At 67.2% G+C, this 19,631-nt stretch carries 23 protein-coding genes; 10 read left to right on the top strand and 13 right to left on the bottom strand.

From position 1 onward, the window contains the following. Nucleotides 1-139: 139 nt before the first annotated feature. The 10 genes from H7A85_RS11315 to H7A85_RS11270 form a co-directional block, all read right to left on the bottom strand. Nucleotides 140-487, bottom strand: a complete 348-nt coding sequence (locus tag H7A85_RS11315) for a barstar family protein (protein ID WP_182086034.1) — start codon at nucleotides 485-487, stop codon at nucleotides 140-142. 33 nt (nucleotides 488-520) lie between these two features. Further along, nucleotides 521-817, bottom strand: coding sequence for a hypothetical protein (locus H7A85_RS11310; RefSeq protein ID WP_182086033.1), 297 nt, complete (start codon nucleotides 815-817; stop codon nucleotides 521-523). A 320-nt stretch (nucleotides 818-1,137) separates the two neighbouring features. Continuing rightward, a complete protein-coding gene (locus H7A85_RS11305) occupies nucleotides 1,138-1,359 on the bottom strand; it encodes a BrnA antitoxin family protein (protein ID WP_182086032.1) in 222 nt (73 codons plus the stop codon). An 11-nt stretch (nucleotides 1,360-1,370) separates the two neighbouring features. Next, nucleotides 1,371-1,805 carry a hypothetical protein gene (locus tag H7A85_RS11300; RefSeq protein WP_182086031.1) on the bottom strand — a complete coding sequence of 145 codons (435 nt, stop codon included), beginning with the start codon at nucleotides 1,803-1,805 and terminating at the stop codon, nucleotides 1,371-1,373. A gap of 67 nt (nucleotides 1,806-1,872) precedes the next feature. Then, nucleotides 1,873-2,280 carry a hypothetical protein gene (locus tag H7A85_RS11295; RefSeq protein ID WP_182086030.1) on the bottom strand — a complete coding sequence of 136 codons (408 nt, stop codon included), beginning with the start codon at nucleotides 2,278-2,280 and terminating at the stop codon, nucleotides 1,873-1,875. Then, the gene (gene rlmN / locus H7A85_RS11290) at nucleotides 2,277-3,503 is read right to left on the bottom strand and encodes a 23S rRNA (adenine(2503)-C(2))-methyltransferase RlmN (RefSeq protein WP_182086029.1); all 1,227 of its coding nucleotides are present in this window, start codon (nucleotides 3,501-3,503) and stop codon (nucleotides 2,277-2,279) included. Before rlmN ends, H7A85_RS11295 begins: the two co-directional genes overlap by 4 nt. Nucleotides 3,504-3,701: 198 nt before the next feature. After that, nucleotides 3,702-4,202, bottom strand: a complete 501-nt coding sequence (locus tag H7A85_RS11285; RefSeq protein WP_182086028.1) for an invasion associated locus B family protein — start codon at nucleotides 4,200-4,202, stop codon at nucleotides 3,702-3,704. A 265-nt stretch (nucleotides 4,203-4,467) separates the two neighbouring features. Further along, on the bottom strand, nucleotides 4,468-4,932 hold the full coding sequence (locus tag H7A85_RS11280) for a YkvA family protein (protein ID WP_182086027.1): 465 nt from the start codon (nucleotides 4,930-4,932) through the stop codon (nucleotides 4,468-4,470). Nucleotides 4,933-5,023: 91 nt separating this feature from the next. Then, complete coding sequence (thpR, locus tag H7A85_RS11275; protein ID WP_182086026.1) at nucleotides 5,024-5,605, bottom strand: RNA 2',3'-cyclic phosphodiesterase; 582 nt, start codon at nucleotides 5,603-5,605, stop codon at nucleotides 5,024-5,026. 187 nt (nucleotides 5,606-5,792) lie between these two features. Continuing rightward, nucleotides 5,793-6,440, bottom strand: a complete 648-nt coding sequence (locus H7A85_RS11270; RefSeq protein ID WP_182086025.1) for an arylesterase — start codon at nucleotides 6,438-6,440, stop codon at nucleotides 5,793-5,795. Nucleotides 6,441-6,538: 98 nt separating this feature from the next. Between H7A85_RS11270 and H7A85_RS11265 the strand changes: the two genes are divergently transcribed. The 6 genes from H7A85_RS11265 to H7A85_RS11240 all read left to right on the top strand — a co-directional run bounded on the left by H7A85_RS11265 (nucleotide 6,539) and on the right by H7A85_RS11240 (nucleotide 12,429). Continuing rightward, the gene (locus tag H7A85_RS11265) at nucleotides 6,539-7,243 is read left to right on the top strand and encodes an ABC transporter ATP-binding protein (RefSeq protein WP_182086024.1); all 705 of its coding nucleotides are present in this window, start codon (nucleotides 6,539-6,541) and stop codon (nucleotides 7,241-7,243) included. Continuing rightward, nucleotides 7,240-9,807, top strand: a complete 2,568-nt coding sequence (locus H7A85_RS11260) for an ABC transporter permease (RefSeq protein WP_244631128.1) — start codon at nucleotides 7,240-7,242, stop codon at nucleotides 9,805-9,807. Before H7A85_RS11265 ends, H7A85_RS11260 begins: the two co-directional genes overlap by 4 nt. Nucleotides 9,808-10,026: 219 nt before the next feature. Next, nucleotides 10,027-10,806, top strand: a complete 780-nt coding sequence (locus H7A85_RS11255; RefSeq protein ID WP_182086023.1) for a Bax inhibitor-1/YccA family protein — start codon at nucleotides 10,027-10,029, stop codon at nucleotides 10,804-10,806. Nucleotides 10,807-10,946: 140 nt separating this feature from the next. Continuing rightward, complete coding sequence (locus tag H7A85_RS11250; protein ID WP_182086022.1) at nucleotides 10,947-11,504, top strand: GNAT family N-acetyltransferase; 558 nt, start codon at nucleotides 10,947-10,949, stop codon at nucleotides 11,502-11,504. Then, a complete protein-coding gene (locus tag H7A85_RS11245; RefSeq protein WP_182086021.1) occupies nucleotides 11,501-12,070 on the top strand; it encodes a cysteine hydrolase family protein in 570 nt (189 codons plus the stop codon). Before H7A85_RS11250 ends, H7A85_RS11245 begins: the two co-directional genes overlap by 4 nt. Before the next feature lie 44 nt (nucleotides 12,071-12,114). Continuing rightward, complete coding sequence (locus H7A85_RS11240; RefSeq protein WP_244631127.1) at nucleotides 12,115-12,429, top strand: DUF6678 family protein; 315 nt, start codon at nucleotides 12,115-12,117, stop codon at nucleotides 12,427-12,429. Nucleotides 12,430-12,457: 28 nt separating this feature from the next. Here the strand turns inward: H7A85_RS11240 and H7A85_RS11235 are convergent, their stop codons facing one another. From H7A85_RS11235 to acnA, 3 genes are all read right to left on the bottom strand, one after another. Continuing rightward, nucleotides 12,458-12,844 (bottom strand): DUF2794 domain-containing protein, encoded by a 387-nt coding sequence (locus H7A85_RS11235; protein ID WP_182086020.1) that lies wholly within the window; start codon nucleotides 12,842-12,844, stop codon nucleotides 12,458-12,460. Nucleotides 12,845-12,989: 145 nt separating this feature from the next. After that, entirely contained in the window at nucleotides 12,990-13,760 is a 771-nt protein-coding gene (locus H7A85_RS11230) for a DUF1223 domain-containing protein (RefSeq protein WP_182086019.1), read from the bottom strand. A 179-nt stretch (nucleotides 13,761-13,939) separates the two neighbouring features. Further along, a complete protein-coding gene (acnA, locus tag H7A85_RS11225) occupies nucleotides 13,940-16,693 on the bottom strand; it encodes an aconitate hydratase AcnA (protein ID WP_182086018.1) in 2,754 nt (917 codons plus the stop codon). Between the two features lie 361 nt (nucleotides 16,694-17,054). Here acnA and ccmA point away from each other — a divergent pair, with 361 nt between their 5' ends. The 4 genes from ccmA to H7A85_RS11205 are packed head-to-tail and all read left to right on the top strand — an operon-like array spanning nucleotide 17,055 to nucleotide 19,631. Then, nucleotides 17,055-17,720 (top strand): heme ABC exporter ATP-binding protein CcmA, encoded by a 666-nt coding sequence (ccmA, locus tag H7A85_RS11220; protein ID WP_244631125.1) that lies wholly within the window; start codon nucleotides 17,055-17,057, stop codon nucleotides 17,718-17,720. After that, nucleotides 17,720-18,379 (top strand): heme exporter protein CcmB, encoded by a 660-nt coding sequence (gene ccmB, locus H7A85_RS11215; protein WP_182086016.1) that lies wholly within the window; start codon nucleotides 17,720-17,722, stop codon nucleotides 18,377-18,379. The genes ccmA and ccmB overlap by 1 nt, the downstream gene beginning before the upstream one ends. A 15-nt stretch (nucleotides 18,380-18,394) precedes the next feature. Next, nucleotides 18,395-18,838: a GNAT family N-acetyltransferase gene (locus H7A85_RS11210; protein ID WP_182086015.1), complete on the top strand. Its 444-nt coding sequence runs from the start codon at nucleotides 18,395-18,397 to the stop codon at nucleotides 18,836-18,838. A gap of 40 nt (nucleotides 18,839-18,878) precedes the next feature. Further along, the gene (locus tag H7A85_RS11205; protein ID WP_182086014.1) at nucleotides 18,879-19,631 is read left to right on the top strand and encodes a heme ABC transporter permease; all 753 of its coding nucleotides are present in this window, start codon (nucleotides 18,879-18,881) and stop codon (nucleotides 19,629-19,631) included.

The raw sequence follows: 19,631 nt of genomic DNA, 5'->3' as shown, positions 1-19,631 counted from the left end.
CTGCCCACGATGCGTTGCTGCCATCCAGTCCCCTCACGTTGTGCTGCTGACGCAGGGTACCACGTTTGCCCACTTCCGGTTCTGGGATCCTCCAATCTCAACACCAACGTCGTGGAAGGGTCGAATGCGGTACCTCCGCCTATGGAAGATGACCGGAGATCAGCAGGGCGAGAACGGGCTGCTCTCCAGCCGCGATCCGCCGATGGTTCACGACTGCGGTGCCATCCAGCAGCGCCTTGAACTGGTCGGGACAACGACGTGCGAAGTCCTCCACATCGTCGATCCGAAGGGCCAGGAGTTCGCCGGGCTGGACTGCTTTGATCAGCATCTCCGCGCTCGGCTGATCCGCACACGACATGCAATCGATCCACGCGTCCATGTTTGCGCCGTAGAACCATGGAAACCCCAAGGCATGGTCGAAGACCTCGTGGAAGGAGGCCCAATCCGAAATCAGACCCGTCGGTATGGTGACGAAAACGGTGTTCATCAGGACAGGATAGAGCTTCCGATCGCCATTGTTTTAGATCCCATCCTTCCGCATCAAACGCTCGACCTGCTCGAAAGGAAGCGTTCCGAACCTGCGTATCAGAGATGCCGCGTCGTCGACGCTGTAGGTGCGTTGGCTTTTGTACCTTGAACGGTGCGATCCGTCCTCCACAACGAGGTAGAAGCGCTTGTCGTCATGGATGGGCGGCAGCCGCGCACCCTTCTGCGGCAACGACGGCTCCCGCCGAGCTGCGGGAAGCAAGGTGTAGGAGGGGCGATCCTCGAAGATCATCTTCTGGGCGGTTATGGCTTTGACGCCGCGTTCGTCCATGAGGTCCGCATCCGCAAGTGGCCCGTCGTCGCGGAACAGGTCCCAGGTCTCGCCCTCCTCGGTTCTCAGCGTCCACACGACCCTCACGGGCTTCTCCTGACCGAACTCGGGTCGCGATCACTTGGCGACCATAGCTGTTGCTCAGTCCCGTTGCGAACGTCCGCTTCCAGATCGAGCTATGTAGCGTATGAACGGCGATGAAGGGTCGATAGTCGATGCTCAACCCACAGCCTCAACCCTGCAGAGACCGCCCCTCGTGACGACACATGTCGGTGGCGCACGGATGCCAACCCGTTCCGTGTTCGGTGGGTCCGGTAGCCCTACTTGCCGGCCGCCTTGCGCAGGGCGTCGGCCATGCGGTCCTGCCAGCCGGGGCCGTCGTCCTGGAACCACTCGATCACCTCGGCATCGACGCGCAGGCTGATCTGCTCGCGCCGGCCGGGAATGGCGGGGGCTTCCCGGGTGCGCTCCGGCGGCTTGGTGGTGGCCGCCTTGAAGGCGGCTTCGGCGGCATCGCGCGGATTGGTCGGGCGTCGGGCCATGGATCGGCTCCTCAATGGTCGGAGGGAGGGGTGTCGGTGCGCCGTCGGCGCCAGCTTCCCGCGCTCGATCCGGCGATCAGCCAATAGACGAGCGAGAAGGAGAGACCGGCCACCACCATGGCCGTCTGGAGCGAGCGTGTGTCGATGCCGGGCAGGGCGCGCGTCGCGACGAACCCGGCGAGAATGCCGGCGCCGGCGTGAGGAAGAAGCGAGCGCCAGCCCATCGCCTCCGTGACGATCATGAAGAGCGCCCAAGGGATGAAGGCGAGCGAGCCGATCTGCGCCCCTTGCGCGAGGAAGCCGACCGAAAGCTCCATCCACACGAACGGGTCGGTCATGTCCGAGGGCAGGGCGACGAACGGCCAGAGCATCGCGAAGCTCGCGGCGAGGCAGGCGAGCACGAAGCCGAGCGGGATCAGGAACAGGAAGCGGAGGACGGCGATCACGGTCCGATACCCACCCTGGCGCCTTTCGGGAACGCCGTCGTCGCGTTCGGAGCGGGACGGACGACGGTCACGATACGACGCTCCGCTCGGGTGCGATCGCTCGGTATGCCGCAGCGCCCGCGGCGCCCGAAACGCCGGCAATCAGGGACGGGAGAAGCGGGAGCGAGAACGGATTTCCGAGAACGGCGGCGAGAAACAGGATCGGCAGGATGCCGGCCACGGCTCCGCCGACGATCGTCGGAGTCCAGCCTGTCGATCCCGTCAGATGCAGAAGAAACAGAACGATCAGAGCGAATGGCGTACCAGCCAGCACGACGTAGAAGAGCGAGATGCCGAAGCGCAGGACCATCTCGTCTGCGCTCCCTGCGGGAGAGTCCGGGAGGACCAGCGAAAGGAGGAAGAACGTCGTTCCGGCGACGAGGCAGGCTTGGCTATAGGCCAACAGGCGACGCGCGAAACCGGCGAGGCGCTTCACACCGCGACCGCCGCCTCCAGCGCGAGGCGGTCGCCACGCTTCATGCGCTCGGACTCGGACTTCAACTGGCCGCAGGCGGCGAAGATGTCCCGGCCGCGCGGGGTGCGGATGGGCGAGGCGTAGCCGGCGGCGTTGACGAGATCGGCGAAGCGCTCGATCTGGTCCCAGTCGGAGCACTCGTACGGGGAGCCCGGCCAGGGGTTGAAGGGGATCAGGTTGATCTTGGCCGGAATGCCCTTGAGGAGGCGCACCAGCTCGCGCGCGTCGGCGAGGCTGTCGTTGACGCCCTTCAGCATGACGTATTCGAAGGTGATGCGGCGCGCGTTGGACAGGCCGGGATAGGCGCGGCAGGCGTCCATCAGATCGCGGATCGGGTACTTCTTGTTGATCGGCACGAGCACGTCGCGCAGCTCGTCCGTCACCGCATGAAGCGAGATGGCGAGCATGACGCCCATCTCGTCGCCGGTCCTCGGGATCATCGGCACGACGCCGGAGGTCGACAGGGTGATGCGGCGCTTGGACAAGGCGAGCCCGTCGCCGTCCGACACGACGGCGAGCGCCGATTTCACGTTGTCGTAGTTGTAGAGCGGCTCGCCCATGCCCATCATCACGACGTTGGACACGAGGCGCCCTTCCGTGGGCACGATCGCTCCTTGCGGCGTTGCTGCGTCGGGAAAGTCGCCGAGCCGCTCGCGCGCCGTCAGGAGCTGGCCGACGATCTCGGACGGTTCGAGATTGCGCACGAGGCGCTGGGTGCCGGTGTGGCAGAAGGTGCAGGTCAACGTGCAGCCGACCTGGGAGGAGACGCAAAGCGTGCCGCGCCCTTCTTCGGGAATGTAGACGGTCTCGATCTCGACCGGGCGCCCGGCGCCGCGCGACGGGAAGCGGAACAGCCACTTGCGCGTGCCGTCGACGGAGATCTGCTCCTCGACGATTTCGGGACGCTGGATCTCGAACCGCTCGTCGAGGACCGCGCGCAGGTCCTTCGAGACGTTGGCCATCTGCGAGATGTCCTTGACGCCGCGAACGTAGAGCCAGTGCCAGAGCTGCTGGACGCGCATCTTCGCCTGGCGCGTTGGGATACCGGCCTCGACGAGCGCGGCGCCCATCTCCTCGCGCGACAGGCCGAGGAGGGAGCGTTTGGCGGGCGCGGAGGTGGGCGCTGCGGCCGGCGCGGGCCGGGGCCGTTCGGCGGAACTCGTCAGATCGATCGTCACGCTCATGGTCGCATCCTGCCGCGCGGAACGATGATCTGTTCCGCTTCGTGCCCTGCCAATTTCGTCCGGATCGGCTTCACATGATCCGAAACGCGCATTTTCGCAAGGGTTGGGCGGAAAACGAGACTGCGAAGGGCGGCCCGGATACGAAAAAGACGCCGGCTTCGCGCCGGCGCCTTCAAACTTTTCCAGGTACCGCCCGGCCTACTTGCAGTTGGCGAGCGAGTTGATCGCCGCCGTCACGCCGGCCAGCGAATAGGTATAGTTGGTGGCGGTGCCGCGCTGGGAGGTGGCGTCCACCTTCATCGACTTGCCGGCCTTGAGGGCGGCGACGAGCTGGGGCTCCTCGGCGGCGTTCTCGACCCAGGCGCTTTCGCCGCGCGTGAACAGGGTGAACTTCTTGCCGTCGATGTCCACCGTGACCTTGGACCCCTCTCGCATCGGATAGCCCATCACCGCCTGCGGCTCGTAGGCGGACTTGTTGCCCGGCTTCTGCGAGACGAGGAAGAAGATGTCGCCGTGGTCGACGGAGGAGGGCTGCGAGGTCTTTGGCGTCGTCAGCACGTAGCAGACCTTGGAGCCGCTGGCGTCGTAGGAATAGCTGCCCCAGTCGTTGAACTGGCTGATGCGGGCGGGCGTCTGCGCAACCGCCGCCATGCTGGAAAAAGCCACCATCGCCGCAGCTGTCGTCAGAACATGTTTCATGGAGCGCGTCTCCCGCCTCGTCTTGGAAATTCCATCGGCAGCACGCGCCGCGAGCGGCGGTGCTGATCGTCGGCAGGGTGAGCGAGAAGCCCTTTCCACAGGGTAAACGAACCGGAAATTTCCGAACACGAAACCAGGATATCGAAAAATTCCAGGCGCGAACCGGGAAGGCGCGGCCCGCGAAGGCCCACCGATCGCGGCCCATGAGGAACGCAGGAAATGGGGCGACAGTTGGACGAAAGCGGCCGATCGCGTGGCCGGCTCGTCAGCTTGCCGCGCGGGGCGCCGGCTCGCCGTCCTCGCTCAAGGTCTGGCGGGCGCGCTCGTAGTGTTCGGGGCGGATGTTCTTCTGGACGGCGGAAAAGGCGGCGAGCAGCACGGCCGCGTCGTCGGTGAAGCCGAGGCCGACGATGAAGTCCGGGATCACGTCGATCGGAAGCACGAAGTAGGCCAGCGCCGCGAGGAGGATGCCGCGCGAGGCGGTCGGCGTCTCGGGGTCGAGGGCGCAGTGATAGGAGGCGACGACGTCCTCCACGAAGGGGATATGGCGCGCGGCGCGCTTCAGGGTCGAGAAGAAGCCCTTGCGAACCCGCGTTTCCTGGCGTGCCTGCTCGCGCTCGTCACCCGGCAGGAGGATCTCGCCGATCAGCGCCTCGTCGGGCTGGGCCGGAAGGGAGGCGCCTGCAGCGACGTCGGACGGTGCGGCAACGGGGTGGGAAGGGTTCGTCATCGGCCTCGTCCTCGGTTTGGCACGTTCAATTCCAGGCCCCGCGCATATGGCGCGGAGCCCATCCGGTTTCAAACGGAGCGAGGACGGACCGCTATCCCGCCGCTGCCGGCATCGAGGCATGCGAGGGGGTGGCGGCGACACGCTCGAGCGGGAAGGCTTCCTCCATCACGTAGGGGCCGCCGCCGACCGAATCCTTCGAGGAGAACAGAACGAAGCGGGTGACGGGGAAGGACGGTGCGCGGAAGTCGCCGCGCGTCGAGAGATAATGGGCGACCTCCTCGGCCTTGGCGTTCTTCAATCGCGCAAGGGTGACGTGCGGCGTGAACCGACGTGCGTCGCAGGGTAGGCCGAGCCGCTTCAGGAGGCGGTCGATGTCGCCTTGGAGAAGATCGAGCGGGGGTGAAGGCGCGACGTCGGCATAGACCGAGTGCGGCTTCTTCGAGCCGAAGGCGCCGAGGCCCCGCAGCGTCAGGGCGAAGGCGGAGCGATGGACCCGATCGAGAGCGGCCACGATCTCGTCGGCCACGCGATATTCCACGTCGCCTATGAAGCGCAGGGTGAGGTGGTAGTTTTCAGGGTCGATCCAGCGGGCCGAAGGCAGGCCGCCGCGCAGGAAGGAAAGCGACATGGCCGCGTCGCGCGGGATTTCGAGGGCGGTGAACAATCTCGGCATAGGAGGATCCTTCCCGTTCCGGGGCCGCGCGCGAGACCAGACGCCTGCCTGTCACGATGCCGCGACCGAGTGCCTTACACGCTCATGATGTTCATCGGACCGAAGCGACTTCAAGGACGGCGGCGTGCGATGTTCACAGTTCTGGTGAATCCGTTGCGGCAGCGCACCATCGCCCTCCAAGCCCGCTTCAGCTCGGCGCCGAAGCGTTCTTCAGCGCCTCCTCGACGATCGGCAGCATGCTCTTCACGATCACCGCCACGCCTTGTGCGTTGGGGTGCATGTAGTCGGCCTGGTTCAGCGTCGGGACGCTGGCGACGCCCTCGAGGAAGAAGGGATAGAGCGGCACGCCGTGCTTGGCGGCAAGTTCACCATAGATCGGGTTGAAGGCGCTCGCGTATTCCGGCCCCATGTTGGGCGGGGCGAGCATGCCGGCGAGGATCACCTGCGTGTTTGCCCGGGTGGTGAGCTTTGCGAGGATCGCGTCGAGATTGGTGCGCGTCACCTCCGGGCTGATGCCGCGCAACGCGTCGTTGGCGCCGAGTTCGACGATCACGACGTCGGCCGTCGCGGGCACCGACCAGTCGAGGCGGGCGAGGCCGCCGGTCGTGGTGTCGCCCGAAACGCCGGCGTTGACGACCTTCACGGGGTGCCCCGCGCCCGTCAGCGCCGCTTGGAGCTGCTCGGGAAAGGACTCGCCCGGCCCGACGCCGTAGCCGGCCGACAGGCTGTCGCCGAAGGCGACGACTTCCCGCGGCTCCTGCGCCGATGCCGGAGCGGCAAGCCCCAGGCCGAGACCGATTGTCACGAAGGCGAGAAGCGATTGGAAGCGCTGCATGGACCACCCATATTCCGCGTTGCCGCAAAAGGCGGTCCGTTCTCTCGGCGAGCGGGCCTTCTGCCGTTTGTGGCCCTGGATATAGGGAAGGGTAGGCCTTGGCTGAAGCGGCGGTCCGGTTACGAAAGGTTCATCTGACGCTGGGATCGGGCCGCAGCGCGGTGCATGTTCTGAAGGGCATCGACCTCGACGTGACGCGCGGCGAGTCCGTCGGCATCGTCGGGCCGTCGGGCTCGGGCAAGTCGACGCTTCTGATGGTTCTGGCAGGCCTGGAGCGTGCCGACGAAGGGTTGGTAGAGATCGCCGGCCAGCCGCTCGGCGGGCTTTCGGAGGACCGGCTCGCCGCCTTTCGCGGGCGCCATGTCGGCATCGTCTTCCAGTCCTTCCATCTCATTCCCAACATGACAGCGCTGGAAAACGTCGCCGTGCCGCTGGAGCTGGCGGGTGTGCCGGACGCCTTCGCGCGGGCCGAGCGCGAGCTCGGCGCGGTCGGGCTGGCGGCGCGCGTGACGCACTATCCCGGCGAGCTTTCGGGCGGCGAGCAGCAGCGCGTGGCGCTCGCCCGCGCGCTGGCGCCCGAGCCCGACATCCTGATCGCCGACGAGCCGACCGGCAATCTCGACGGGGAAACCGGTGCGCAGATCGCCGATCTCCTGTTTGCAGAGCAGGCGCGGCGCGGCATGACGCTGATCCTCGTCACTCACGACAAGACGCTTGCCGCGCGCTGCGGGCGCGAGGTCGCTGTGCGATCGGGCCTCATCGAGAACGGCGTGTCGCCCGTGGTTCTGGAAGCCGCTCAGTGAGCGCGACTGCGGGCGCGACGCCGCGCACCGGCGGCCTGAAGCTCGCGCTGCGCTTCGCGCTGCGCGAGCTGCGCGGGGGGTTGCGCGGCTTCGTGATCTTTCTCGCCTGCCTGACGCTCGGCGTCGCCTCGATCGCGGCGGTGAATTCCGTCTCGGTGATGATGACGAGCGGAATCGAGCGCGAAGGGCGCACGATCCTGGGCGGCGACATGCGCTTCGGCCTCAACGGGCGACAGGCGAGCGCGGACGAGCGCGCCTATCTCCGGACGCTCGGCGAGGTGGCGGAAAGCGGCTCGCTCCGCTCCATGGCGCGCCTGCCGGACGGCTCGAACCAGACGCTCAGCGAGGTGAAGGCCGTCGATCCCACTCGCTATCCGCTCTACGGCGCGGTCGAGAGCGAGCCGGCGGCACCCTTGCCCGAGCTTCTGGCCGAGCGGAACGGCCGCTTCGGCGCGCTGGCGGCGCCCGAGTTCTTCGACCGGCTCGGCATCCAGCCGGGGGCCGTGATCCGGCTGGGCGGGCTCGAGGTCGAGTTGCGCGCGCGCCTCGCGCGCGAGCCCGACGTCCTGTCGGACGGCTTCATCTTCGCCCCGCGCCTTCTGGTTTCGCTGGATGCCCTGGCGGCGAGCGGCCTCGTCCAGCCGGGATCGCTGGTGGAATACGACTACAAGACGCGCTTCGCGGATCCCGACCGAGACCCGGAAGCCGTGCAGACGGAGGCCAACGCCCGCTTTCCCCAGGCCGGGTGGAGCATCCGCAACGCCACGGAAGCCGCCCCCTCGCTCCAGCGCAACATCGAGCGCTTCTCGCAGTTCCTGACGCTGGTCGGCCTGACGGCGCTGGTGGTCGGGGGCGTCGGCATCGCCAATGCGGTGGGCGCCTATCTCGATGCCAAGCGGCAGGTCATCGCGACGTTCAAGAGCCTGGGCGCCAGCGGTCCGTTCGTGGTCACCGTCTATCTCCTCCAGATCCTGATCCTGGCGACCGTCGGCATCGCCTTTGGGCTCGTGCTCGGGGCCATGGCGCCGTTCGCGGCGGCGCGCTTCCTGGAGGCCTATATCCCGGTTGCGGCGGAAGCTTCGATCTATCCCGGCGCGCTTCTGATCGGCGCCCTGTTCGGCTACCTGACGGCGCTCGCCTTCGCGATCCTGCCGCTCGGGCGCACGCGCGACGTGGCGGCGACCGCGCTGTTCCGATCCAACGAGCAGCCCGCGGCGTTTTCCATGCGCTGGTCCTATGTCGCGTCGGCGCTCGTGCTGGCGGGCGCCATCGCGGGGCTGGCGCTCTTCATGGCATCCGACCGCAAGGTGGCCGGCGTGTTCCTGGCGGCGACCGCCGCCTCCTTCGTGATCCTGCGGCTCGTCGCCTTCGCGATCCGCCACATCGCCGCGCGGCTGCCGCGCGTGCGCTCGACGCCGCTGCGCCTTGCCATCGGCAACATCCATCGGCCGGGCGCCTTGACCTCGTCTGTGGTTCTTTCGCTCGGTCTCGGACTGACGCTTCTCGTCACGCTCGCCTCGATCGACCAGAACCTGCGCACCGAGATCGGCTCGGGGCTGGCGGCGCGCGCGCCCAACTTCTTCTTCGTCGATATCCAGTCGGCCGAGGTCGAGGGGTTCCGCTCCCGCATCGCGGAACTGGCCCCCGGTTCCTCGCTCCAGGCCGTGCCGATGCTGCGCGGGCGCATCACCCAGCTCAACGGCACGGATGTCGCCAAGCTCGACGTGCCTCCCGAAGGCGCCTGGGTGCTGCGGGGCGATCGTGGGGTGACCTACGACGCGAGCGTGCCGGAAAACGCCACGGTCACGGCAGGCGAGTGGTGGCCGGCGGACTATGCCGGCGAACCGCTCGTGTCGTTCTCGGCCAAGGAAGCGGGCGAACTCGGCCTGAAGATCGGCGACACGATCACCGTGAACGTGCTCGGGCGCGACATCACGGCGCGCATCGCGAACCTGCGCCAGGTGGAATGGGAATCGCTGGCGATCAACTTCGTGATGGTGTTCTCGCCGAACACGTTCGCCGGCGCGCCGCACGCCTGGCTGGCGACGCTGGAGATCCCGAACGACACGGCGGAGATCGAGCGCGGCGTCCTGTCCGGCATCTCCAACGCGTTTCCGGCGGTGACGACGGTTCGCGTCAAGGACGCGCTGGATGCCGTCAACGCTCTCGTGGCGCAGCTGGCGCTCGCCATCCGCGCCGCGGCGGCGGTGGCGCTGGTGGCCTCGGTGCTCGTCCTGTCCGGCGCGCTCGCCGCCGGCAACCGGGCCCGGGTGCACGATGCGGTGGTGTTGAAGACGCTGGGCGCCACGCGGGCGACGCTGATCCGCGCCTATGTGACGGAATACATGTCGCTCGGCGCCGCGACCGCGGTCTTCGCCATCGCTGCGGGCGCGCTGGCGGCGTGGTACGTGGTCGCGCGCATCATGCAACTGCCCTTCGTCTTCGACGGGGGTCTCGCGCTGGCGACGCTTGGCGCCTCACTGGTGCTGACCGTCGGCTTCGGTCTGGCGGGCACGTGGCGCATCCTCGGACAAAAGGCGGCGCCGGTGCTGCGCGAGCTTTGACGGCACGGCGCCGGTGGTTAACGGCCGGGAAATAACGGAAATTTAATCGCGCGGGGTGGGGACGGCAGCCGTTTCCGGCCGTTTACGCCCTTGTGAACGGGGCGGGACCTTCGCATATTTCTCCTCAAGGCTTGCTGCGAGTCCCGCCAGCTGTGCCTCGACCGGTTTTGGACCGGGCGAACGACACCGACGGGACGGAAGCGAAAGGAAATCGAAGCGATGGCGCAGAAATGGAACCAGGGCGTGAGGAGCGTTCCGGCTGCCGGCAGCCGGGTCGACGCCTCCATCGACCAGGGCCTCCGGTCCTACATGCTCAAGGTCTACAACCTGATGGCGATCGGTCTCGTCATCACCGGTGCGGCGGCCTACGGGCTGTTCTCCCTGGCGACCACGACCGACCCGTCGCTGGCCGCGGCCGAGATCAACGGCACGATGCTGACCCAGCTCGGCGTGACCGTGTTCGTTTCACCGCTGAAGTGGGTGCTGATGCTGGCGCCGCTGGCGATGGTGTTCTTCCTGTCGTTCCGCGTTCACAAGATGAGCGTTTCGGCCGCGCAGACGACCTTCTGGGCCTATGCCGCGATGGTGGGCCTCAGCCTGTCGACGATCTTCCTCGTCTACACGCAGGAATCCATCGTCCAGGTGTTCTACATCACGGCCGCCTCGTTCGGCGCGCTGTCGCTGTTCGGCTACACGACGCGTCGCGACCTGTCGGCCATGGGCTCGTTCCTGATCATGGGTGTGTTCGGCATCCTGATCGCGATGCTGGTGAACATCTTCCTCCAGTCGTCGGCGCTCGGTTTTGCGATCTCGGTGATCGGCGTCCTCGTGTTCGCCGGCCTGACCGCCTACGACACGCAGCGCATCAAGGAGATGTACTGGGAGGGCGACGATACGCTGGTGGCCGGCCGCAAGGCGATCATGGGCGCGCTGTCGCTGTACCTGAACTTCATCAACATGTTCATGTTCATGCTGCAGCTCTTCGGCAACCGCAACTGAGCGGCGCCGGCTGAAAGACTGGAAACGGGGCGGCCTTCGGGTCGCCCTTTTTCGTGTGCGGTGCGAGCGCCGGCCGATTGAACGCGCGGGGGTACGGCTCCTATGATCGGCGCACCGATTCCATTCGAGTCCCGCCGCCCATGAGCGCCTTCACCATTCGCGATGCCGAGATCGACGACATCGCCGCCATCACCCGGATCTACGAACACGCCGTGCTGAATGGCACGGCGACCTACGAGCTCGTGCCCCCGGACGAGACCGAGATGGCGGCGCGCATGCTCAACCTGACGCGGCAGGACTATCCCTACATCGTCGCCTGCGACGGCGACGGCGCGGTGGTGGCCTACGCCTATGCCGGCCCGTTCCGCACGCGCCCGGCCTATCGCTGGTCGGTGGAGGATTCGATCTATCTCGCTCCGGAAGCCAAGGGGCGGGGGATCGGCACGGCGCTTCTCCGGCGCCTTCTGGAGCTTTGCGAGGCGAAGGGCTTCCGCCAGATGATCGCGGTGATCGGCGGCTCCGACCATCAGCCCTCGATCCGGCTCCACGCCAAGCTCGGGTTCACCCATATCGGCATCTTCCAGGGCTCGGGCTTCAAGTTCGGCCGCTGGATCGACACCGTCCTCATGCAATATCCGCTGAACGGCGGCACGGCGACGGCTCCCGACGAAACCGCCTATCCCGGAACGCTGTCTTGAGCGATCCGATCGCGCTGGTCGTCGTGGACGCGCAGCGCGCCTTTCGCCTGTGGGAGGCGGCGGGCAAGCGGCGCAACAATCCCGACGCCCTCGATCGCATCGCCGACCTCCTCGCCCTCTTTCGCCGGACGGGACAGCCGATCTTCCACATCCGGCACGAGAACCGCTCGCCCGGCTCGTCCTTCCATCCGGACGCAGAGGGGTACGTCGTGGAGGAGGCGGCACACGAACAGGGGGACGAGCCGGTGATCGTGAAGGGCGTCAACAGCTCCTTCATCGGCACCGATCTCGAAGCCCGGCTGCGCGCCGCTGGCATCCGCCGCGTGGCGATCTGCGGAGCGACCACCAACCACTGCGTCGAGACGACGACCCGCATGGCCGGCAATCTCGGCTTCGATGCGGTGCTCGTCGAGGACGCCTGCTGGTGCTTCGACCTCGATGGGCCGGACGGGCGGCGCCATTCGGCCGAGGATGTGCAGGCGATGACGCTGGCGAACCTGTCCGGCGAGTTCGCTGATATCGCGACGGCGGAGACGATGCGCGTTCAGTTGGGCTCCGCCGACTGACATCCGCCAGAATGGACGACGGCATCGATCGACGGGAGAGGCCGATGCGCCACGCCTGCATGAACAACACCAAATGGAACGAGATCCGGCTGGAGATGCTGGAAATCCAGCCACGTCCGCTTTGGAGCACCCTTTCGACGCACGGCCATCGGTATCCACGCGACGGGGAATGGTTCTACCATTTCTCCGCTGGCGGATACGACGACATCCTTCTCGTCGACATCTTCACGGACACGCTCGCCCAGCGGGAACTTGTCCGAGCGGCACTCAAGCGGGTGCACGTGCCGGGCGAAGAAACGGCCGAGGGGTTTCGCGTCTTTGGCTATCTCCGGCCGGGGCAGGCAGCCGACTACATCTGAACCCCATGCCGCATGCCGGGCAGGACGATCAGCTTTCGATCAGCTTGAGGCTCTTGTCGAAGACGCGCAGCACCTGTTCCAGCTCGTGTCCGCGCTTCATGACGAGGCCGCCGGCCGCCGTGACGCTGTAGGCGCCCTGGCGGCGCGCGAGCTTCGGGGTCTTCTCGACGCGAAACAGCGGCATCTCGGAGGAGCGGCGGAAGATCGAGAACACGGCCCGGTCCTTCAGCGTGTCGATCGCGTAGTCCCGCCATTCGCCCGCCGCCACCATGCGCCCGTAGACGCGCAGGATCTGGCCGAGCTCGTGCCGGTCGAAGGAAACGATGTCGGGAACGGTGGAGCCCCGGACCTGGGCGAGGTCGATCAGGGCGGCGGAAGGCTGGACGGTGGTATCGGTCAAATCAGCGGTCCCCATGTCTGGCCGGCGGCGGCATCCAGCGCGTGGGTGTCGCGGCGTCGTGTCGCCAGTCTGCGACATCATCCTGTCATGGAAATGGAGAGGAGCGAAGGCGGATGCAACGGCGAGGGTTCATCCGAACGCGCGGCCGCGCGCGGGTTGATCAGAACTCGAGCGCGGCGGCCGCCAGGATGCGGCCGGGCTTCTTGTCCTCTCCGACCACCTGGAGAAGCGCCGCCAGTCCCGTTCGCCGCCCGTCCGGCTCGGCTAGAAGCGCCAGCGGCATGTCCACGCGCATCGTTTCCTCGTCGACCATGCCGAGAAGGCGCCAGTCGCGCACGGGGTGGTGGTCCACCAGGACGCGGCCCTCGTTTTCGCCGCGCGTCACCGCGGTCTCGACGCGGTCGGCATAGGTGACGAGCATCAGCACCGGGGCCGGGGCGCCGGGGCGTACTTGCGCCGTTCGCGCCTCGATCTGGAGCGTCTCGTCCCGGATCGTCAGGCGCACCTCCGCGTCCGCTTCGGGAGGGTTCGCCTCCAGCAGGCGGACGAGCGCGCGATCGTCCGGCCGATCGAGGACCGTGTCGCCGTTGACGACGATCTGGGGCGTCGCGAGCGTCCCGAGCTTCAGGCGCTTGGCATACGCCTTTTGCCGCTCGGCGTTCTTTCTGGCGGCCAACGGGTCCTGCCAGCCGATGTAGTCCCAGTAGTCGACGTGGTAGGCGAGGGCGACGATGCCTTGCGTGCGGCCTTGCCGCGCGATCAGCGCGTCGGCCGGCGGGCATTCCGGGCAGCCCTGGCTGGTGAAGAGTTCGACGACGCCCCGCACGTCGCGGCTGGTCGCCTCCGTTTCCTGCGCGAGCGCGAGGCGCACTCCGCCAGCAAGAAGGCCAACGGACAGAAGGCAGGCGGCGACTGTTCGGCATGACGCCACGGGGAACCTCCGTCCGGCTTTCGAAGGTCCGATACATGGACCGGACACCTCCCGGGCAGAAGGGCGGATCGATCGCGCCGCGTTCAATTGGCAGTGAAGCTTACAGTTGTCCCCCATGCAAAACGCCGCCGCCCCGGGAAGGGCGGCGGCGCTGGAAACGCGGCGAGGGAATGCCGAGGTCAGGCGGCGAGCTGACGCAGCACGTAGTGCAGGATGCCGCCGTTCTTGAAGTATTCGAGTTCGTCCAGCGTATCGATGCGGCAGAGCAGCGGAACGGTGAGCACTTCGCCATCGGCGCGGGTGATGACGGCGTTCATGGTCTGGCGCGGCTTCACCGAGGTGAGGCCCTCGATCGTCACCTTCTCGTCGCCCTTGAGGCCGAGCGTCTGCCAGCTCGTGCCGTCCTGGAAGACGAAGGGCACGACGCCCATGCCGACGAGGTTGGAGCGATGGATGCGCTCGAAGCTCTGCGCGATCACGGCGCGAACACCGAGGAGCACGGTGCCCTTGGCGGCCCAGTCTCGGCTGGAGCCGGTGCCGTATTCCTTGCCGGCGAAGACCACCAGAGGAACCTCTTCCGCCTGGTACTTCATCGCCGCATCGTAGATCGCCAGCTGCTCGCCGGAGGGGAAGTGCTTGGTGATGCCGCCCTCGACGCCCGGCACCATCTGATTCTTGATGCGGATGTTGGCGAAGGTGCCGCGCATCATGACTTCATGGTTGCCGCGACGTGCGCCGTAGGAGTTGAAGTCCACCGGGCGCACCTGATGGCTGACGAGGTACTCGCCCGCCGGGCCGTTCTTCTTGATCGAGCCCGCCGGCGAGATGTGGTCGGTGGTAATCGAATCGAGGAAGAGAGCGAGAACGCGCGCTTCGTGGATGTCGGTGACGGGTTCGGGCGTCATCGTCATGCCCTCGAAGTAGGGCGGGTTCTGCACGTAGGTCGAGCGGTCGTCCCAGTCGTAGGTGAGCCCGCCGGAGGTCGCGATCTTCTGCCAGTTCGGATCGCCCTTGAAGACGTCCGAGTAGCGGCTCTCGAAGAGGTCGCGCGTGACCGTGCGGCGCACGATCTCGGAGACTTCCTGCGTGGTCGGCCAGATGTCCTTCAGGAAGACATCGTTGCCGTTCCGGTCCTGGCCAAGCGGGTCCTTGGTGATGTCGACGAACATCGAGCCGGCGATCGCGTAGGCGACGACGAGCGGGGGCGAGGCGAGATAGTTCGCCCGCACGTCCGGGTTCACGCGGCCTTCGAAGTTGCGGTTGCCCGAAAGCACCGACACGGCGACGAGGTCGTTCTTGTTGATCGCCTCGGAGATCGCCTCGGGAAGCGGGCCCGAATTGCCGATGCAGGTCGTGCAGCCGTAGCCGACGAGGTTGAAGCCGAGCGCGTCGAGGTCCTTCTGAAGGCCGGCCTTCTCGAGATACTCGGTGACGACCTGGGAGCCCGGCGCCAGCGAGGTCTTGACCCAGGGCTTGGGGCTAAGGCCGAGCGCTGCCGCCTTGCGGGCGACGAGGCCGGCGGCCACGAGAACGTTCGGGTTCGACGTGTTGGTGCAGGAGGTGATCGCCGCGATCACGACGTCGCCGTCCGAAATGCCGTGGGTCGCGCCTTCCACGGCGTGACGCACCGTGTCGGGCGTCTTGTGCGGAGGCACGGCGCCTTCGTCCATGAAGCGCGAATCGCCGACCGAGGTCGGAAGCTCGCTCTTCTTGCGACCACCCTGCAGCTCGGTGAGCGCGGCGGCGAACTTCGGCGAGGCCTCGGTGAGCGCGACGCGGTCTTGCGGACGCTTCGGGCCGGCGAGCGAGGGGACGACGGTGGACAGGTCGAGCGAGAGCGTGTCGGTGAAGACGGGCTCTTCGGCCGAGGCGTCGAACCACATGCCTTGCGCCTTGGCATAGGCTTCGACGAGCGCGATGCGCGCCTTGTCGCGGCCCGTGGCCTCGAGATAGGCGATCGTGTCCTTGTCGACCGGGAAGAAGCCGCAGGTCGCGCCGTATTCCGGCGCCATGTTGGCGATGGTCGCTTGGTCTTCCAGGGTCAGGTTGGCAAGGCCCGGGCCGTAGTACTCGACGAACTTGCCCACTACCCCTTTCTTCCGTAGCATCTCGGTGACGGTGAGCACGAGGTCGGTCGCCGTGGTGCCCTCGGGCAGCTTGCCGTCGAGGCGGAAGCCGATGACCTCCGGGATCAGCATGGAGATCGGCTGGCCGAGCATGACGGCCTCGGCCTCGATGCCGCCGACGCCCCAGCCGAGAACCGCAAGGCCGTTGACCATGGTCGTGTGGCTGTCGGTGCCGACCAGCGTGTCCGGGTAGGCGATCGTTTCGCCGTTCTCGTCCTTGGTCCAGACGGTCTGGGCGAGGTATTCGAGGTTCACCTGATGGCAGATGCCGGTGCCCGGAGGCACGACGCGGAAGTTCTGGAACGTGCCCGAACCCCAGCGCAGGAACGTGTAGCGCTCGCCGTTGCGGTCGTATTCGATGTCGACGTTCTTGGCGAAGGAATCGGGCTGGCCGAAATAGTCCACCATCACCGAGTGGTCGATCACGAGATCGACCGGCACCAGCGGGTTGATCTTCTGCGGGTCGGCACCGAGCGTTTCGGTGGCGTCGCGCATGGCGGCCAGATCGACGACGGCCGGAACGCCGGTGAAGTCCTGCATCAGGACGCGCGCCGGGCGATAGGCGATCTCGTGACCGGCCGAGCCCTTGTCGTCGAGCCACTTCACCATGGCGCGGATGTCGTCGGCCAGAACCGTGCGCCCGTCTTCGTTGCGCAGGAGGTTCTCGAGGATCACCTTCAGCGAGTAGGGCAGGCGCGAGGCGCCGGCGAGGCCGTTCCTCTCCGCCTCTTGAAGGTCGAAATAGACATAGTCCTTGCCGCCGACGGAGAGCGTCTTGCGGCTTTTGAAGCTATCGGGATGGGACATAGAACTCTCGTTCCTTCTCGAACCAAAGAATGTCCGAAAGGCGAACGACCGCCGCACCCCGGGCCGGGCGCGATGGAGAATGCGGGTACGACCATTTCCGCCCGTCCGCCTCAGTACCCGCCGAAAGGGCGGGGCACGGAGATCGGCGCTGATGACTCCACGCCGGTCGCTGGTGTGGTTGGGGGCCTTATAGGCAAGTTTGTAATGGCTATAAAGGGGTCAAATCCGCCGGGGTCCCTTTTGGGTTAGGGAATTCCACCCTCGCGCCAACTTCGCGCCCATGCGCCTTGCCTTTCCACGGGGCGCTCGCCAAAAACGGCTCCGAACGCGTCGTTCTTCCCCGCCCGGAGGCTCCCACACCGTGATCGCGATCACCCTGACCGATCTCGTGTGCGGACGCGCCGGGCGTGCAGCGACTCGCCCGATCGACTGGCGGCTGACGGGGGGTGAGGCGCTGGTGGTGACGGGGCCGAACGGGGCCGGCAAGTCGACGCTGCTGCGCACGCTGGCCGGGCTCCTGCCGCCGGTCGCGGGCGCGATTCGCATCGAAGGCGCGCTGCCCGGCGGCGAGCCGGCGGGCCGGCTGATCGAACTCGCGCATTACTTCGGCCATCGCAACGCGATGAAGCCGGGGCGCACGGTCGCCGAGGAACTCGGCTTCTGGCGACGCTTTCTTGGGCGTCCGGCCGCTGGTATCGAGCAGGCGCTGGCGGCGGTCGATCTTCCCCATGCCGGCAGGCTGCCCGTCGGCGCTCTGTCGGCCGGCCAGCAGCGGCGCGTCGCCTTTGCCCGCCTTCTCGTGTCGGACCGTCCGATCTGGCTTCTCGACGAGCCGACGACGGCGCTCGACGCCGCCTCGCAAGCGCGCATCTCCGAGCTTTGCCGCGAGCGGCTGCGCGGTGGGGGCATTGTGATCGCGGCGACGCACCAGCCGCTGGAGCTTGCCGGCGCGCGCATTCTGGAACTCGTGGCGCCCGAACCCGTGGCGGCGGCGGCAAGCGACGGCGGCTGGGACGAGGTCGGCTGATGGGAGCCCTCTTCGTGCGCGATCTTCGGCTGCAGCTTTCCGGCTCGGGCGGCGGGCTCGTCGGCGTCGTGTTCTTTCTCGCCGTCATCGCGACGATCCCCTTCGGCATCGGCCCCGACCTCCGGCTGCTGGCGCGTATCGGGCCGGCAATCCTGTGGATCGGCGCGCTCCTGTCGACGCTTCTGACGCTGGACCGCTTGTTCCAAGCGGACCGGGACGACGGCAGCCTCGACCTTATCCTGACCGGCCCGGTGCCGGCGCCACTCGCGGTGCTGGCCAAATGCGCCGCGCTCTGGTGCGCGTCCTCCCTTCCGCTGGTGGTCGCCAGCCCCTTGCTCGGGCTGTTCCTGGCGATGGAGCCGATGGCTCTCTTCGCCACCGCGCTGACGCTTCTCGTGGGAACGCCGGCGATCGTCCTGATCGGGGCGGTCGGGGCGGCAGTGGCGGCGTCCCTGCCGCGCGGGGGCGTTCTCGTCTCGGTGCTGGTGCTGCCGTTGGCGCTGCCCGTCCTGATCTTCGGCGTCGCGGCCACCTATGGCGCGGTGAACGATCCCGCCCCGTTCCGCTCGCCCTTCTTGATCCTGTGCGCGCTGACGCTTCTCTACGGCGTCATCGGGCCATTCGCGGCGGCTGCCGCGCTGAAACTCTCCTCCGACTGAACGGAATGGATCCCGATGCCCTTCGACCCGTCGCGCTACGCCATTACCGCCGAAACGCCCGCCATCGCCGACTTCCGGCGTCTCAGGGCTGTGTCGGGCCTCAGCCCGAAGACGCAAGACGCGGCCGAACGCGGCCTGCTGGGAACGCTGCATGCCGTTCTCGTCCGCTTCGAGGGGCGAGCGGTCGCCATGGGACGAGTGATCGGCGACGGCGGCTGCTTCTTCCAGATCGTCGACATGGCGGTGGAGCCGGAGCACCAGGGGCAGGGCTTGGGAAAGCGCATCTTCGCCGACCTCATGGACTGGCTGCACGCCCATGCGCCCGAAAGCGCCTATGTCAGCCTGATCGCCGACGGGAATGCCCGTCATCTCTATGCCCAGTTCGGCTTCGAGCCGGTGATGCCGGCCTCGATCGGCATGGCGTTGCGGATCGGCGGGCGGACGCCGCAAGCATCTTGAGGTTTGCGAGCCGGTCGGAGCCGTTCTAAGAACAAAACCCATGAGCGATCTCGCCGCCCGTCCGTCCCGTTTCACGCTTCTGGCGAACCCGACACGGTTCCTGGAACTTTCGTGTCGCGTCCAGCCCTGGCTCTATGCGCTGGCGCTGGTGCTCCTCGCGGTCGGGCTCGCCATGGCGCTTCGCGCGCCGGAGGACTACCAGCAGGGCGCGACGGTTCGCATTCTCTTCATCCACGTGCCCTTCGCCTGGCTCTCGATGATGGGCTGGACAGTGATGAGCGTCTCGGCGCTCGGGCTTCTCGTGTGGCGCCATCCGATCGCGGAGGTGGCGATCCGCACGGCGGCGCCGATCGGGGCGGTCTTCACCTTCCTTTGCCTTTTCACCGGCTCGGTCTGGGGGCGGCCGATGTGGGGGACGTGGTGGGTCTGGGACGCGCGGCTCACCTCCGTCTTCGTTCTGTTCCTGATGTATCTCGGCCTGATCGCCCTGACACGCGCCTTCGAGGAACCGCAGCGCTCGGGGCGCATGGCGGCGGTCTTCGTGCTCGTCGGCTTCGTGATCATTCCGATCATCAAGTTCTCGGTGGACTGGTGGAACACGCTGCACCAGCCGGCCAGCGTCCTGCGCATGGACGGGCCAAGCCTCGACCCCGCCTATCTCTGGCCGCTGGCCCTGACCGCCTTCGGATTCTCCGTCCTGTTCTTCGCGCTCCACCTGACGATGATGCGCACCGAGATCCGCCGCCGCCGCCTCGCCAGCCTCGAGCGCCGGCTCGGCCTACGGGACGCGTGA

The organism is Aureimonas sp. ME7, from assembly GCF_903970965.1.
GTDB lineage: Bacteria > Pseudomonadota > Alphaproteobacteria > Rhizobiales > Rhizobiaceae > Aureimonas.
The sequence above is the reverse complement of the archived record's forward strand: the minus strand, read 5'-3'. Positions and strand labels throughout refer to the sequence as shown.